The following is a 14,370-nucleotide window of genomic DNA, read 5'->3' as shown; positions in this document are numbered from 1 at the left end:
CGTCGTGGGTCGGCTCACCGTCCATCGCCCCATCGTCAGGCTCGTGAGCGCCGACGACGGTGTGGGCGAGCGTCGGCGCAGCGACACCCTCACCGTCGAGGAGCCCCTGGAGATCCGGGTCGGTGGCACGCCGCTCGCGATCACCATGCGCACGCCCGGTCACGACGTCGAACTCGCCGCAGGGTTCCTGGTGTCGGAGGGCGTGATCGCGCGCGGCGATCAGTTCCGCTCGGCGATCCACTGCGGCGGACCGGGCACCGGCGCCGTCGGCGTCGCCGGCAGCGTCGAGAACACCTACAACGTGCTCGACATCACCCTCGCCCCCGGCGTCGCGCCGCCGAACCCCGAGCTGGCGCGCAGCTTCTACACGACGAGTTCTTGCGGGCTGTGCGGCAAGGCGTCGATCGACGCGGTCGAGACGGTCTCGTCCTATGAGGTGGGGTCGGATGCCGCGACCCTCGGCGTCGCGGACCTCCTGGCGCTGCCCGATCGGCTGCGCGCGGAGCAGGCGGTCTTCGGGAAGACGGGCGGTCTGCATGCCGCCGCGCTCTTCGACGCCGGCACCGGCGAGCTGCTCGTCGTGCGGGAGGATGTGGGGCGCCACAACGCCGTCGACAAGGTCATCGGGTGGGGTGTGCTGAACGACCGCCTGCCGCTGCGGGGGACCGTGCTGCAGGTCTCGGGGCGGGCGAGCTTCGAGCTCGTGCAGAAGGCCGTCATGGCCGGCATCCCGATCCTGTCGGCTGTGTCCGCGCCGTCCTCGCTCGCGGTGGAGCTGGCCGAGGCCTCGGGGCTGACCCTCGCAGGCTTCGTACGCGGAAAGTCGCTGAACCTGTACACGCGCCCGGACCGCGTGCTGCGGGGTTCGCCGGACTGACGGCGACGGAACGGCGGCGCGTGTCCCGGTATCGCGGGCGCTTGTGTGCGGTTGCGTGATGCGCCACGGGCCCGCGCGAGCCGCTTGTGCGCGGTGCGTGACGCGCGCAAGAGTCTGCGCGCGCCGCGTCTGCGCGCGCAAGATTCTGCACGCGCCGCGTCTGCACGCGCCGCGTCTGCACGCGCCGCGTCTGCACGCGCCGCGTCTGCACGCGCTGCATCTGCGCGCGGGGTGTCCGCCCCGCGTCTGCGCTGCGTCTGCACGCGGCGCGTCTGCGCGCGCCGCGTCTGCACGCGCCGCGTCTGCACGCGCTGCATCTGCACGCGCGCCCCCCGCGTGTCTGCGCTGCGTCTGCAACGCCGCGTATCCGCGCGCCGCGCTTGCAGCGCTGCGTCTGCACGCCGGGTGTCCGCCCCGCGTGTCTGCGCTGCGTCTGCCTGCGCCGCGTCTGCGCGCGTTGCGTCTGCGCGCGCCGCGTCTGAACGCGCCGGGTCCCCGTGCGCCTGCTCACGAACACCCGTCCGTGCGCCCCGGGCGGACAAGGTCACCGTCACGCCGGGCGCCGCGCGTCGCGCCGATCGAGGAGCCGGGTCGGAGACTTCGTCGCGGGGTGCCAGCGCGCTGAGGGATCCCACCACGACGGCCCGCGGATCTCGGGCACGCCTCGGTTCATCCGCACCTTCCAGCCGCCGGTGTCGATCGTGCGGTGATGGAACCAGCAGAGCAGGACTCCGTTGTCGGTGTGAGTCGGGCCACCCCGCGCCGCCTCTTCCACGTGGTGGATCTCGCACCAGGCCGACGGCACTCTGCAGCCGGGAATGACGCAGCCGCCGTCGCGCAGCGCGATCGCCTTGCGCTGGTGGGCGGCGAACACGCGGTCGGCGATGCCGATCGCGAGGATGCGCCCCCGTTCGTCCACGCTCACCCGCTGTACGGCGCCCGTGCACGCGACCTGGCGCGCGACGGAGAGGCCGACCGGCTCGTCGCAGTCGTCGAGGTGTGCGTAGCCGCGATCCTGCGCCAGGTCATCGGACCGGACGGAGACGACGAGTGTCGGCGCGGAGCCTCCGATGGTCGGCATCTCGCCCGAACGCGCGGCGACCGTCAAGGCGGTCGCGAGGGCGTCGTGCTGCTTCTGCACGCGGCTGCGGGGGTCGGAGTCTTCCGTCGAGACCGTCTCGCTCTCCACGAAGACGGGCCCTGCCGACGCGGTGACCTTCGGGTTCAGGAGGCTGTCGAAGATGCGGCGGAGCTGCCCCGCGACCTCGGGAAGCAGCGATCCACGGAGCGGGACGAGTCCGTCACGGCACACGCCGAGGGTGAGCCCGCGCTTGCGGAGCGCACGCGCCTCGCGGGGCTCGGCGCCGTCGGGGTCGAGGTACATCGCCCACACGCTCGCCTGCAGGCGCAGCTCGTCGGCGCACGGCTGCGCATCGTCGCCGGCCCCGCGTGCGGCGATGGCCAGCTCATCGTCGGCGCTGCGTCGTGCTGCACCTTCGCACTCGGCGCGGTCGAGGGTGTCGATGACGGCGAGGAGCGCATCGATCCCGACGACGCCGTCGGCGGCTGCCGTGCGCATCGCGGGGTAGGTCGCCTCGAGCACCGCGCCGGTCATGTGCGCGGTTTCCTGCGCGATCCCGCGTCCGGCCCGCAGCAGTTCCCCGGCGGTGCGGCGCGAGACGAGCGTCACGCGCTGTACGAGCTCGGTGACCGATCGGCAGCCGTGAACCGTGGTGATGCGTTCGGCGTGGGGTGCGGCATCCGCTCGCTCATCGACCTGCGCCACGAGCTCGGCCAGCAGCGCGTCGGTCTGGCGGCGGAGGCCTGACAGGGTGGCGAGTGCTGCGAGGAGGTCGTCGTCTTGCAGGCGCGCGGTGGTGTGGGAGCCGAAGGCCTCGGTGACGAGGGCGCCGAGCTCGTGACAGATCGCATTGAGCGGTGCGGCAAGGTCTGTCATGACTCCATCATGCCGACCCCCTCCGACATCGATGTCGACACGAAGTCCCAGATCAGATCAAGAAATCGTTGTGGATAGCGGTCCGTTCGACTCGCTTGTGGAGGAACCGGCAGCACCCCGCGGTCACTGCACGGAGAGGTGCACCACGCACTGCGAAGGATCGCACGACGGCGCGATGCCGTCGACCTTGAGTGGCCCGCCGGCCTGGGCGAGCACGGAATCCATCAGGCCGATGTGCACGTGGCAGAGGGTGCCGCGGTGGTCGGCGGCGGGCGCGTGCGGGCACGGGGTGAGGTCGACGGTGAGGGCGTCCTCGTCCACGAGCGGGTCGAACCCGGCCTCGGCGAGATCGTCGACCAGGGCGTCGAGCTGGTGCAGAGCGCCGGCCGGAAGCACCTCGCCCGCGTCGGTCGGGTAGACCCGGCGCAACAGGTCGCCGCGACGCGCGGCATCCTTCGCCCTCTGGACGGCGACCGGGCTGTACGCCGCAGCCTCGCCGGCCGCAGCCTCTCCGGTCGCCGCGGTGTAGAGCACGCGGGGGCGACCCCGCGTGGTGCGGCGCTCGGTCTCGGCGATGACGTACCCGGCTTCGATCAGCCGTTGCAGGTGCTCGCGCACGGTGTTGGGGTGGAGTCCGGTGGCCTCGACGAGTTCCGCGATCGGCCGCCGGGCGCGCTGCTGGATCAGATGCATGATCTCGACGCGCGAGTAGCTCGAGATCGCACTGTATCCGGCGGTCATGTCTCCATTATTCCGGGGCGGCGGGGGATGCCGCCGCCCGCCGCTCACGTCAGAAGACGAACAGCTGCCCCATGATCAGGATCGCGATGAAGAACGCCGCGAGGATCGCGCCGACGATGGCGAGCGTCTTGCCCGACAGCTTGGCGACGGCCCAGCCGACGAGGAACGGCAGCGCGAAGAGCAGGATCGCGACGATCCACCAGAAGGCCACGTACCCGCCGGTCGTCGCCTCTGACAGGCGGCCGCCGAACAGCTGCTGTGTGGCGGGGTGTGTCGCGAAGCGCACGGCCGCCGAGATCGGCACGGCGACGAACGCGAAGATGATGAGGCCGAGCAGCGCGCCCCAGAGCGCCGGGCTGCCGTTGCCGCTGAGCACACCGCCGTGCGGTGCCTCCTGCTGGTGATGTCCTGATGCCATGCGCATGACTTTATCGACAGGGATGCGGGTGCGCGCGTCATCCGAACAGGATGAGACGGCGGGTCGCTACTCGTGGCTCGCGAAAGAGTGGACCGGACCGCCCAGGTGGCCGGACTCGTCCTCTGTGTGGCCGCTGGCCAGTGAGCGGGAGATCGCCACCGCGGCGTCCTGCATTTCGACGAGAGCGGCCTCGAGATGCACGTCGGACAGGGCGGCTCCCGCCAGGGCCGACCGCAGCGCGGCCCTTCGGATGAGCTCTTTCGCGAACGACGCAGTCACGCCGTCGGCGCGGTCGGCGGCTGCGTCCAGTGCTGCGGCGCTGAGCGGCGTATCACGCGCGTAGAGCGCCAGCAGGCTGCGCCGGGCCGCGACATCCGGGAGTGGGACCTCGACGGCGAGATCGACGCGTCCGGGCCGCTGCGCGAGGGCGGGTTCGAGAACGTCGGCGCGGTTCGTAGTCAGGAGGAACGCGATGTCGGCGTCGCCTCCGACTCCGTCGAGGGCGTCGAGGATCTCGAAGAGGAGCGGCTGCGGGCCGCCGAACATGCCGCGCTCCACGGCGACGAGGTCGACGTCCTCGAAGACGAGCATCGCCGGGGTCATCGCCCGTGCCAGGCGTGCGGCCTCCGCGACGAAGCGGAGGCTGCCGCCCTGCAGGATGATGGCGGTGCGCCCGGGCGTCGCCGTCAGGAGGTGCTCCACGGTGAGCGTCTTGCCCGTGCCGGGCTGCCCGTAGAGCAGCACGCCGCGCTTGAGATGCTGCCCGTACCCGCGCAGCGCGGCGGCCTGCTCTCCGATCCCGATGATGTGGCCGCGGACCGTGTCGAGCACCCCATCGGGAAGCACGATGTCGTCGCGGCCGACGCTGGGACGTGTCAGGAACGTGAGTGAGCCCAGGCCGTGGCCGTACTCGTCGGCGGTGAAGCTCACGACATTGCCCCGGATCACACTGTGCTCGTTCATCGCATCGTGGAGCGCTACGAGCAGGCGGGCCGACACGGCGTCGTCGGTCGACAGCACATCGAGGGTGACGGCCTCGCGTCCGTGCATCGGCGACGCGTTGCGCACCAGCACGGCAACGGGGTGACGATCGAAGCGGAACAGATGCAGTCCGAAGGCCACCGTCTGCCGCGTCGAGTTCGGTCCGGTAGCCGATGAGACGTACTCGACGGGCCCCGGCGCGAAGGTCGTGTACCGGTGCGAGAGCAGATTCTGGGTGTCCTCGTGATGACGCTCCATGCCGCCGGCCACGCCGACCAGTCGCGCGTCGGGGTCGGCGGCGGCGAGGACGGCCAGCGCGATGTCGGCGTCGGCCAGGCGGTGCGGGCTCACCCGGTCACTCGTCACGGGGACCGTCGCGGAGTCCACCCCGAGGTGCTCTCGTACGAGCGCGCCGAGCGGCGTCTCCTGCGGCTCCCGCGTGTCGGGCAGCTCATTGAGCCGGCGGACGAGGCGCTGCAGATCTGTGACGAGGGCACGGTCGGTCGAGTCCATGCTCCTCACGGTATCGGGCGCTCGTGAACCGGCTCTGCTCCGGCGAGCCGTGCCCCCGCGAGAGATCTGCCGGCCGTCTGACAGTCTGGACAGACTGACGACGTGACGGAGGGGTGATGGGCGGGCGCGAGGAGGGACTCTTCCGCCGCCCGGCGTTCGCCCGCTACTTCTCCGCCGTCGCCATCGGCGCCTTCGGAACGGCTCTGACCGCTGTGGCGATGCCGGTGCTCGTCGTCGACGTGCTCGAGGCCGATCCGTTCGAGGTGGGGATCGTCGCGGCGGCGCAGTTCGTCCCCTATGCGCTGCTGGGCCTGGTCGCCGGAGTGTATGTCGACCGGTGGCGCCGCCAGCGCGTCCTGGTATGGGCGAGCGTCGGCCGGGCCGTCAGCCTGGCGCTCATCCCGGCGCTGTGGCTGGCCGGGCTCCTGCACGTGTGGGTGCTCGTGGGGCTGCTCCTGCTCTTCGGCTCGTTCGCGGTGTTCGGGTTCGCCGCGACCCAGTCGCTCCTGCCGCAGATCGTCGAGCGGCGCGCGCTCCTCGCCGCCAACGCCCGGCTCGACCAAGCCGAGGCGGCCGCGCAGACCGCCGGCCCGGCACTCGGTGGCGGGCTCGTCGGCCTCATCGGCGCACCGCTCGCGATCGCGGTCGATGCCGTGACCTATGTCGTCGATGCCGTGCTCATCGCCGACGCGCGCATCTCCGAGACCCTCGAGCGTGGCCGCGCCGAGCGCTCGCTGCGCCGCGAGATCGCCGAGGGGCTGCGCTGGTCGTATCGGCACCGCACACTGACGCCGCTCGCCTGGTCGACCCACGTGTGGTTTTTCGCGAACGCCGCGGCGCTGACGGTTCTCGCGGTCTTCGCGCTGCGGGCGCTCGGGCTGTCGCCCTTCGGCTACGGCCTGCTCTTCGCGGCCGGCGGTGCGGCGACGCTGCTCGGCACGGCGATCGCGTCGAGCACCGGCAGCCGCTTCGGCGCCGGAGCGGTGATCACGTGCGCCCGCGGTCTCTACCCGGTGGCGTGGGCGACGATCGCGCTCATCCCCGACACCGAGGCAGCTGGAACGGGTGCGCTGGTGGCGCTCTTCGCCGCGTTCGCACTGCAGGGGTTCGCGGCGGGAGTCGAGAACGCGAACGAGATGAGCTTCCGGCAGATCGTGACGCCGGACGCCCTGCTCGGGCGGGTGAACGGCACGCTGCGTTCCGTGAACCGCACGTTCGCCGCACTGGGCGCGATCGCCGGCGGGATGGCGGCGTCCCTGGCCGACCTGAACATCGTGCTATTCGGGATCGCCGCGGTCTTCGCGACCGCCTTCCTCATCGCGCTCCTGTCGCCGGTGCGCACCGCGACGGCGGAGTGAGTCCCCGGGCGCAGCGGTGGCGTCACCTCAGCTGTGCCCTGCGTCGACGCGCTCGCGCAGCCAGGCGGCTGCGACGACCCCCTGCTCGCGCTGGAAATCGCGCAGGGCCGGCAGCTGGGGCACGACCGGGCGCACCGAGGAGCGCAGGAAGTAGGCCGCGACGGCGGCGACCATCGACGTGACGTCTGCCGCGGGCGCGGTGGCTGCGAGCGTCGACTCCGCGAACACCGACTCGGGCGACGGCGTGCCGGGGAACAGGCACACGCTCGGCACCGCGAGCGCCCAGTCCAGCCACGGTGCGCCGACGCAGACCTCGGTCCAGTCGACGATCACCACGTCGTCGCCCGACATCAGCATGTTGTCGGCTCGAAGGTCGCCGTGCACGAGAGAGACGCCGGCCGCGGCATCCCGCCACCCGTCCGCTAGCGTCCGCACGGCGTCGAGATTCGCGGCGATCCACGGGTCGATGCGCGCCGCCGGGTCGTCCGGTGCGGTCCTCGCCCAGCCGTCGAGGTCGTCGGGAGCCCGTGCCGCGAACGTCTCCGCCTCGATGGGCGACGGGGTGAGGGATGCCGCAGCCTCTTCGAACGCCCGGATCATCCGCGCCCGCTCGGCGGCGACGGACGGGTTCGGTGCGCGGCCGGTGACGTGCTCGAACACGACGGCGATCCAGTCGCCGTCGTCGCTCGACGCGATCATGCGCGAGACGCTCGGGAGCTGGCCGAGTCGCGCGAGGTTGTCGCGCTCGCGGCGCAGCAGATCGGCGCTTCCCGGTCCGGTCGCCGTGCCCACTGCCTTCACGAACACGGTGCGTCCGTCGGAGAGCGCCGCGCTGGCGGCGAGGCCGGGGGAGAAGCCGCCGGCCGCGGTCGTCGTCGCGATCACCGATGCGCCGACGAGCTCCTCGATGCGCGCGCGAACGGAGACCGGCACGTCGGTCCAGGCGAGGCGACTCCCGCCGCCGTGCACGTCCATCGCAACAGAGTAGCGACGGGCCGGGTGCCGTCTCGACGACGGCACCCGGCCCGTGATCACCGCCGTGCGGTCAACCGCAGGTCTGCAGCCCGTAGGACGCCTCGGTGACCGAGGTGACCGGCTCGCCGTCGCGTGTCGCATCCGCCGTGACCGACACCGTGCCGGCCTCGATGTTGGCGAGGCGCGTGGTGAACGCCTGCGACGTGGTCTTGCCCGGCTGGACCACGACGGTCTTGCTGCCGTAGGTCGTCCGGACGGCGAGGGTCGCGGCGACGTCGTCGACGTTCTTCGCCTGCACGACGAGCGTCACCTTGCCCGCGATGCAGCGCGAGGTCGTGGTGACCTCGATCTGCGGTCCGGTCTCGGGCTGGTCGATCGTCTGCGGTGCGACGCTCTCGAGCGTCGGGACCACCGGCTTGATGAGGCCGTCGGCGCCGAACTCGAGCTTGTCGATGGTCGTCTCGCGATGGTTGCCGTCGCCGCCCGGGATCGCGAAGCGGTGGTACGCGATGTACCAGTCGTCGGTGCCCGGAACGTTGATGATCGAGCTGTGGCCAGGTCCCTTGATGCCGAGCGACAGGTCCTTCTGCAGGATCACGCCGCGGTAGGTCCACGGCCCGTTCATGCTCGTCGCCGTGGCGTACCCGACGCGGTAGTTCTCCGACCCGGTGTCATCGATCGCGTACGTCAGGTGGTAGAGCCCCTGGCGGTAGTTGAAGAAGACACCCTCACGGAAGTTCGTGAGGCCGTTGATGCGCTGGTACGTCCCGGTCTTGAGCGAGATCATGTCGTCGTTCAGCTCGGCGAGCACGGCCGCGTTGCCGCCGTTGCCCCAGCCGAGGTACCAGGTGCCGGTCACGGGGTCGTGGAAGGCGGCCGGGTCGATCGCCTGGCCCGAGGTGACCTCCTCGTTGTTGAGGATCATCGCGCTGGGCTGGGCCACGAACGGCCCCTCTGGGCTGTCGCCCACGGCCACGCCGATCGTCTTGCGGTTCAGCGCGGCGTTGTGCCCGCTGAAGTAGAAGTAGTACTTCCCGTCCCGCTCGATGATCGTGGGCGCCCACGCATTGCCGGTCGCCCACGGCACGTTGCCGTTCGCGCCGTCGAGCGTGAGGAAGGGCTCGTCCGAGCGCTCCCAGTCGACGAGGTTCTTGGAGCTCCACACGTAGAAGTCCTTGCCGCCCCAGCCGGCGTAGCCGTCCGTCGTGGCGTAGATGTAGTACGTGTCGCCGAAGACCGCGATGTTCGGGTCCGCGTAGAGGCCGGGCAGCACGGGGCTGTTGACGACCCGCGCCTCGATCGTCCACGTGGTCGTCCCGCCGTCCGGCTCGGACAGCGTGTAGGTGACCGGGCTGCTCAGGTCGACCACGGTGCCCGACGCGGGCGAGATGGTGACGCCCGGTGCCGTGCTGAAGGTCGGCGCCAGCGCGGTGAGGTCGGTTCCCTTCACGACGGGGATCACGGCCGTATGCGCGGTGGAGTCGACGAAAGGCGTGACCTTGAGCTTCGACGGGTCGGACAGCGAGACCTCGAGCAGCTGGTCGGTGACGCCGGCGTTGGCGAGCACTTCGCCCGCCGACAGTGCCCGGTTGTAGACGCGCACGTTGTCGAACCAGCCCTGGAAGTACCCGTCCGCCGAGTAGAGCGACTTGCCGAGGTAGCCCACGAGGTTCTCGCCGAGGTCGGCCACCGTGGCACCGAGAGTCGCGTTCTCGCCGAGCTTGACGCCGTCGGAGTACACCGTCATCTTCGCGCCGTCGAACACGACATCGATCCGGTGCCACTGACCGCTGCTGACGGTTCCGGTGACGGCCGACTCGTTCTGCCACGACGTCTGCGTGATGGCGCTGCGCACGTCGCCGCCGCGGAGCCGCAGGAAGTAGTACTTGCTGGTGTCGGCGCCGAACGCGAAGGTGAAGAAGTTGCCGCTGGTCTTCTCGGACTTGACGTCCATCGACACGGTCATCGTGCTGCGGCCGTCGAAGAAGCCGGTCGGGAACGCGGCGAAGCCGTTCGCCGAGCCGTCCAGCTTGAGGGCCTGGCCCTGAACGGCGTCGGTCGCGACCGCGGCCGTGCCGCTCTTCGTCAGGTCGGCGTCGCCGACCGAGTCCGCCAGCGTCCCGTCGTCGAAGGTGTACTCGGCGATCGGCTGCTCCTGGGGCTCCTCCGGCTCCTCGGGGTCGACCGGCTCGTCGCCGTACGCCTCGAGCAGGCGCTCCTCCTCAGCGGCCGACAGACGCAGCACCGAGCCGTGGCGGAACCGCTGGTCGAACGAATACTGGTCGGCCCCGCTGCCTACGGTCAGCTGGCGGAACTGCAGGCTCTCGAGCGTGTCGGCGATGTGGCCGTAGTACCCGCTCTGGTCGCCCATCGCGGCCCAGCGGCCGTCGGGCAGCTGGTAGACGGTGAGGCCTTCCATCGAAGCGCGCAGACCGTGAGCGGATGCCTCGCCCCGCGCGATCTCGCGGGTCCAGGGGCCGTCGAGGCTGGGCGCCGTGTCGACGACCGTGTGCCAGTCGGAGGTGGAGAAGCGGTAGTAGGTGTCGCCCTCCTTCGCGATGGTGGAGTCGATGATGTTCGGCCCCGTGAGCCCGTCGCCCTTCTCGTTGAGCGACGTCCAGATCTCGGGCTCGGTGAACGTGACGAAGTCGCGGGTCTTCGTGAGGTACATGCGCAGCGCCCAGTCGGGGGTGCCGTCGTCGGTGCGGTCGCGGGCTGCCCAGTACACGTAGTACTCGCCGGTCGCCTCGTTGTAGGTCGCCTCGGGCGCCCACACGCAGCCGGCCTGGTCGAAGCCTGCGAACACGATGCGCTGGTCGCTCCAGTTCACGAGGTCGGTCGACTCCCACACCACCAGGTTCTGGCTGGCGTTGAGCTGGTCCCACCCGGAGCCGCCGGCGCCGCCGCCCTCGGCGTGCAGGTCGGTCCCGATGATCCAGTACTTGTCGCCGTCGGGAGAGCGCACGAGGTGCGGGTCGCGCACGCCGAGGTCGCCGCCCAGGTTGGCGAGGATCGGCTTGTTGTCGTTGAGCTTCGACCAGTGCAGGCCGTCCTCGCTGTAGCCGTAGAAGATCTTCTCGTAGCCGCCCTCGGCCGCGAAGTGCGTCCACAGGTAGCCGGCGGTGTAGTCGGTGTCGAGGTCGACGGGCGCGGCGGTCACGGTGACGGGGATGCTGCGGGTCGCGGTGGTGCCGGGAACGGTGGCGGTCAGCGTGACCGCGGTGTCGGCGGCGCCGCGCGTCACGACGCCGGCGGCGGTGCCCGCCTGCGCGCTCGTCGTGATGACGCCTGCGGGCGAGGCGCTCCAGGTGACGTCGCTGCCGTTGACGGTGCCCGACGTGGGCAGCGTGATGTTGCCGCGGATGTCGTCCGCATTCGGGATCACGATGGCGTCCAGGTCGGCCTGGGCGAGCTGGTCGCCACCGGGGAGGGGCAGCACGGTTGCCGTGAAGGTGCGCGTCGCGGATGCCGCACCGCGCGTGAGCGTGGCGGTCAGCGTGACCTCGGCCGGGGCCTCGCCGGCGGCGGGGCGGGTGACGGCGCCGGCGGCGGAGACGATCGCCGAGTCGCTGGACGCCCACGCGATCGCGGCGCCGTTCGCGCCCTTGGCCGGGAGCGTGAGGTTCGCGGTGACGCCGCTCAGGTCACCGAGCGACAGAGCCGCAGCATCCCGCTGGAGGCGCGTGTCGTCGCTCGGAACCAGAGCCGACACCTCCGACGCGCTCAGCGCGGCGTCGTAGATGCGCACATCGCGCAGGCTGCCGGCGAGGCGCTTGTCGGCGTCGTAGACCGACCTGCCGAGGTAGTTCGCGGTGGTCACGCCGCCGCCGATCGATCCCGGCGTGATCGTGACCCCGGTGTTCTGGGCGACCTGCACGCCGTCGAGGTACACGCGGGCCGTGTCGGTCGCGTCGTCCAGCGTGTAGGTGATCGTCTTCCACACGTCGCGCTCGAGGTTCGCGCTGCTGTTGGCGGTCTGCTCCGTGGACCAGTTGCCCGACGCGATCGAGGTCTTGTAGGTGTTGCCGGTCGAGTAGAGGTAGCCGTTGCCGACGCCGGCGGAATCGGTGTTGCCGAAGCCGTAGATGAAGTACGGCGTGCCCTGCGCGCCCCGCACGAGGACCTCGGCGCTGACGGTGATCGACGTGAGCCCGGCCAGCAGATTGTCGGGCAGCTTCACGTGGTCGTCTGCACCGTCGAGGCGTACCCCTTCGCCGCCGGTGAGGGCGGGAGAGCCCACGAACGTGCCGTCGCGCCCCGAGCCGCTCGCGTCGACCGCGATCGTTCCGGTCGTCTCGGTCAGCGGGTAGTGGGCCACGAGCGTCGTGGCGGCGACCGCCGGCTGAGTCGCGGCGATCACGCCGGTCAGGCCGAGGGCGATCGCCGTGAGGCTCGCGAGCGTGCGTCGGACAAGGGGCTGCTTCATCGCACATCCTTCGTTCGCCGCGTCGGCGCGGCGTGTGGGGAAGAGGTTCGTGCGATGTTAGCGCTCACCACGTGGATGAGGCAAGGATTGAGTTACCGCTCACACAGGCATCGTGCGGCGAACAGCGCCGGAAATAGCGCTGCCCACCGTCCCGGAGGAGAGTGGGCAGCGTCGAGCGCCTGATGTGGTCACCGCTTCGGCGTGCGGTTCTCCGCGCTCACCATCCACGAGAGCTGCTCCACGCGCTCAAGGATCGCGTGGAGGATGTCAGCACTGGTGGGGTCTTCCTCGTCGACGTCGTCGTGGACGTCGCGGCAGGTCATGGCGACGGCATCCAGTCGCTCGGTCATGAGGTCGACCACCTCGGTGGTCGCGATCTCGCCCTGGGGGAACTCGGGCAGTGTCGTGGTCTCGGCCACAACATCGCTGCGACCGTCGGGCAGGGCGTGCAGCGAGCGCATCCGCTCGGCGACGGTGTCGGCGAAGTCGCGGGCGGCCTCGATGATCTCGTCGAGCTGCAGGTGCGTGTCGCGGAAGTTGCGGCCCACGACGTTCCAGTGGGCCTGCTTGCCCTGGAGCGACAGCTCGATCAGATCGACGAGCACCTTCTGCAGGTTCTCGCTGAGGGCTTCGGAGGCCGTGAACCCGTGCTCCGCGTTCTGCTCCCTCGTCAGCTCGGCGCCGACTCCGCCCCGGGCCGTGCGCCGCTTGTTCTTGGAAGTCGCTGCGGCGGTCTTCGTCGGGGCGGTCTTCTTCGCGGTGGTCGTGGCCACGATGTCTCTCCTTCTCGTCGGGACTCTTCGAAGCTAATGAGCCTGTGCGCTGCACGCCTGGGGATTGCACTGCCCGAGACGACGTGCTACCCGCCGCGCGCGGGCGTCGTCGCGCCGGAGGCCGGCGCGCACGCAGGCTCGACCCGGCCACAGATGCAGCGGGTCGACCGCGCACGTAGGATCGTGCTCGGGTTTCCGACCGGTCGGGCCCGGTGAGGGGGCCCGCGGTGGGCGACGACGGACGGACGACCTGGATCCTGGTCGACGGCGAGAACATCGACGCGACGCTCGGGGGCTCGATCCTCGGTCGTCGGCCGCAGCCGGACGAGCGCCCGCGGTGGGACCGGCTCATGTCGTTCGCGTCGCGCACCTGGCGCCAGCCGGCCCGCGGACTGTTCTTCCTCAACGCGACGACCGGCATCCCGATGGCGTTCGTGCAGGCTCTGAAGGCGATGGACTACCAGGTCGTGCCGCTGTCGGGCGGGCCCGACGAGAAGGTCGTCGACATCGCGGTGCAGCGCACGCTGCGAGCGATCGTGGACCGCCCCGACGACGTCATGCTGGTGAGCCACGACGGCGACTTCCTCGATGACGTCGCCGCGCTGGTCGACGGCGAGCGGCGGGTCGGAGTGCTCGCGTTCACCGAGTTCCGCAACGCCGGATTCGCGACGCTGCCCGGCATCGAGAAGTTCGACCTCGAGTACGACGCCCGGGTGTTCGACGCGCCGCTGCCACGGGTGCGCGTCATCCCGATCGAGGAGTTCGACCCCGCGATGTTCCTGCGCTGACCGCAGCGGGCGCGGAGCATACGCTCCCGCAACATCGGTTCCGCTGGGCTGGACCTGTCGGCACGAGAGCCGGCGGGAAGCAGGAACAGTGTCGAACGTCTCTCCGGCCGCGCGCCTCCGCACGGCGCGCACGATCGCGGCGGCGCTCGCCGTCACGGCCGTCGGTGTGCTCACGCTCGCCCCGCGCTCGCTGGTGGCGCCGGCGCGCGGAGCGTTTCTGACCGCGGTGGAGGGGGCGTCTGCACCTCTGCTCGCCGGGCTCCTGTCCGGCGAGGCCGAGCGCGTGCTCAACACGATCTTGTTCGTGCCGCTCGGCGCGACCGTCGCGCTGCTCCTCGGGCGGCGGTGGTGGCCGCTCGCGATCCTCACCGGCTCAGCAGTGTCGGCGTGCGTCGAGTACGCCCAGCGGTCGATCCCGGGTCGCGTGCCCGACCCCGCGGACGTGCTGTGGAACACGGTCGGCGCGGCGATCGGCGTCGTCGTGGTGGCCGTCGGGCGGCTCATCGGCGGGGCGGTGCGCAGCCTCGGGGAAGCGGACCGAACGCGGCGTCCCGGGTCGTGAC

The 14,370-nt window shown here is 71.1% G+C and carries 11 protein-coding genes; 4 read left to right on the top strand and 7 right to left on the bottom strand.

Annotated features, from left to right (window positions below; all coding sequences use genetic code 11):
• The first annotated feature begins 4 nt into the window (after positions 1-4).
• Positions 5-877 (top strand): formate dehydrogenase accessory sulfurtransferase FdhD, encoded by an 873-nt coding sequence (fdhD, locus tag ACFC1W_RS02415; RefSeq protein ID WP_375988204.1) that lies wholly within the window; start codon positions 5-7, stop codon positions 875-877.
• 550 nt (positions 878-1,427) lie between these two features.
• Here the strand turns inward: fdhD and ACFC1W_RS02410 are convergent.
• The 4 genes from ACFC1W_RS02410 to ACFC1W_RS02395 form a co-directional block, all read right to left on the bottom strand.
• Positions 1,428-2,834, bottom strand: a complete 1,407-nt coding sequence (locus ACFC1W_RS02410; protein WP_375988201.1) for a DUF222 domain-containing protein — start codon at positions 2,832-2,834, stop codon at positions 1,428-1,430.
• Positions 2,835-2,957: 123 nt separating this feature from the next.
• Positions 2,958-3,575 carry a winged helix-turn-helix transcriptional regulator gene (locus tag ACFC1W_RS02405; RefSeq protein WP_375988198.1) on the bottom strand — a complete coding sequence of 206 codons (618 nt, stop codon included), beginning with the start codon at positions 3,573-3,575 and terminating at the stop codon, positions 2,958-2,960.
• A 49-nt stretch (positions 3,576-3,624) separates the two neighbouring features.
• Positions 3,625-3,993 carry a hypothetical protein gene (locus ACFC1W_RS02400; protein WP_241111003.1) on the bottom strand — a complete coding sequence of 123 codons (369 nt, stop codon included), beginning with the start codon at positions 3,991-3,993 and terminating at the stop codon, positions 3,625-3,627.
• A gap of 66 nt (positions 3,994-4,059) precedes the next feature.
• Complete coding sequence (locus tag ACFC1W_RS02395; RefSeq protein ID WP_375988195.1) at positions 4,060-5,487, bottom strand: AAA family ATPase; 1,428 nt, start codon at positions 5,485-5,487, stop codon at positions 4,060-4,062.
• Between the two features lie 116 nt (positions 5,488-5,603).
• Between ACFC1W_RS02395 and ACFC1W_RS02390 the strand changes: the two genes are divergently transcribed.
• Positions 5,604-6,845 (top strand): MFS transporter, encoded by a 1,242-nt coding sequence (locus ACFC1W_RS02390; protein ID WP_375988192.1) that lies wholly within the window; start codon positions 5,604-5,606, stop codon positions 6,843-6,845.
• A gap of 27 nt (positions 6,846-6,872) precedes the next feature.
• On the opposite strand, the gene ACFC1W_RS02385 is transcribed toward ACFC1W_RS02390, so the two are convergent.
• From ACFC1W_RS02385 to ACFC1W_RS02375, 3 genes are all read right to left on the bottom strand, one after another.
• Positions 6,873-7,820 (bottom strand): phosphotransferase family protein, encoded by a 948-nt coding sequence (locus ACFC1W_RS02385; protein ID WP_375988189.1) that lies wholly within the window; start codon positions 7,818-7,820, stop codon positions 6,873-6,875.
• 70 nt (positions 7,821-7,890) lie between these two features.
• Positions 7,891-12,246, bottom strand: coding sequence for a family 43 glycosylhydrolase (locus ACFC1W_RS02380; protein ID WP_375988186.1), 4,356 nt, complete (start codon positions 12,244-12,246; stop codon positions 7,891-7,893).
• Between the two features lie 188 nt (positions 12,247-12,434).
• A complete protein-coding gene (locus tag ACFC1W_RS02375) occupies positions 12,435-13,019 on the bottom strand; it encodes a Dps family protein (RefSeq protein WP_375988183.1) in 585 nt (194 codons plus the stop codon).
• A 227-nt stretch (positions 13,020-13,246) separates the two neighbouring features.
• Between ACFC1W_RS02375 and ACFC1W_RS02370 the strand changes: the two genes are divergently transcribed.
• Entirely contained in the window at positions 13,247-13,807 is a 561-nt protein-coding gene (locus ACFC1W_RS02370) for an NYN domain-containing protein (protein ID WP_375988180.1), read from the top strand.
• Between the two features lie 88 nt (positions 13,808-13,895).
• A complete protein-coding gene (locus ACFC1W_RS02365) occupies positions 13,896-14,369 on the top strand; it encodes a VanZ family protein (protein ID WP_375988177.1) in 474 nt (157 codons plus the stop codon).
• Position 14,370 lies beyond the last annotated feature (1 nt).

Origin of the sequence: Microbacterium sp. NPDC056003 (genome assembly GCF_042274785.1) — a bacterium.
In the GTDB taxonomy this organism is placed as follows: Bacteria; Actinomycetota; Actinomycetes; order Actinomycetales; family Microbacteriaceae; genus Microbacterium.
The sequence above is the reverse complement of the archived record's forward strand: the minus strand, read 5'-3'. Positions and strand labels throughout refer to the sequence as shown.

Bases quoted from the DNA above. Each gene is read 5' to 3' on its own strand.
- ACFC1W_RS02410 (WP_375988201.1), bottom strand. From the start codon at position 2,834: ATGACAGACCTTGCCGCACCGCTCAATGCGATCTGTCACGAGCTCGGC.
- ACFC1W_RS02405 (WP_375988198.1), bottom strand. From the start codon at position 3,575: ATGACCGCCGGATACAGTGCGATCTCGAGCTACTCGCGCGTCGAGATC.
- ACFC1W_RS02400 (WP_241111003.1), bottom strand. From the start codon at position 3,993: ATGGCATCAGGACATCACCAGCAGGAGGCACCGCACGGCGGTGTGCTC.
- ACFC1W_RS02395 (WP_375988195.1), bottom strand. From the start codon at position 5,487: ATGGACTCGACCGACCGTGCCCTCGTCACAGATCTGCAGCGCCTCGTC.
- ACFC1W_RS02390 (WP_375988192.1), top strand. From the start codon at position 5,604: ATGGGCGGGCGCGAGGAGGGACTCTTCCGCCGCCCGGCGTTCGCCCGC.
- ACFC1W_RS02385 (WP_375988189.1), bottom strand. From the start codon at position 7,820: ATGGACGTGCACGGCGGCGGGAGTCGCCTCGCCTGGACCGACGTGCCG.
- ACFC1W_RS02380 (WP_375988186.1), bottom strand. From the start codon at position 12,246: ATGAAGCAGCCCCTTGTCCGACGCACGCTCGCGAGCCTCACGGCGATC.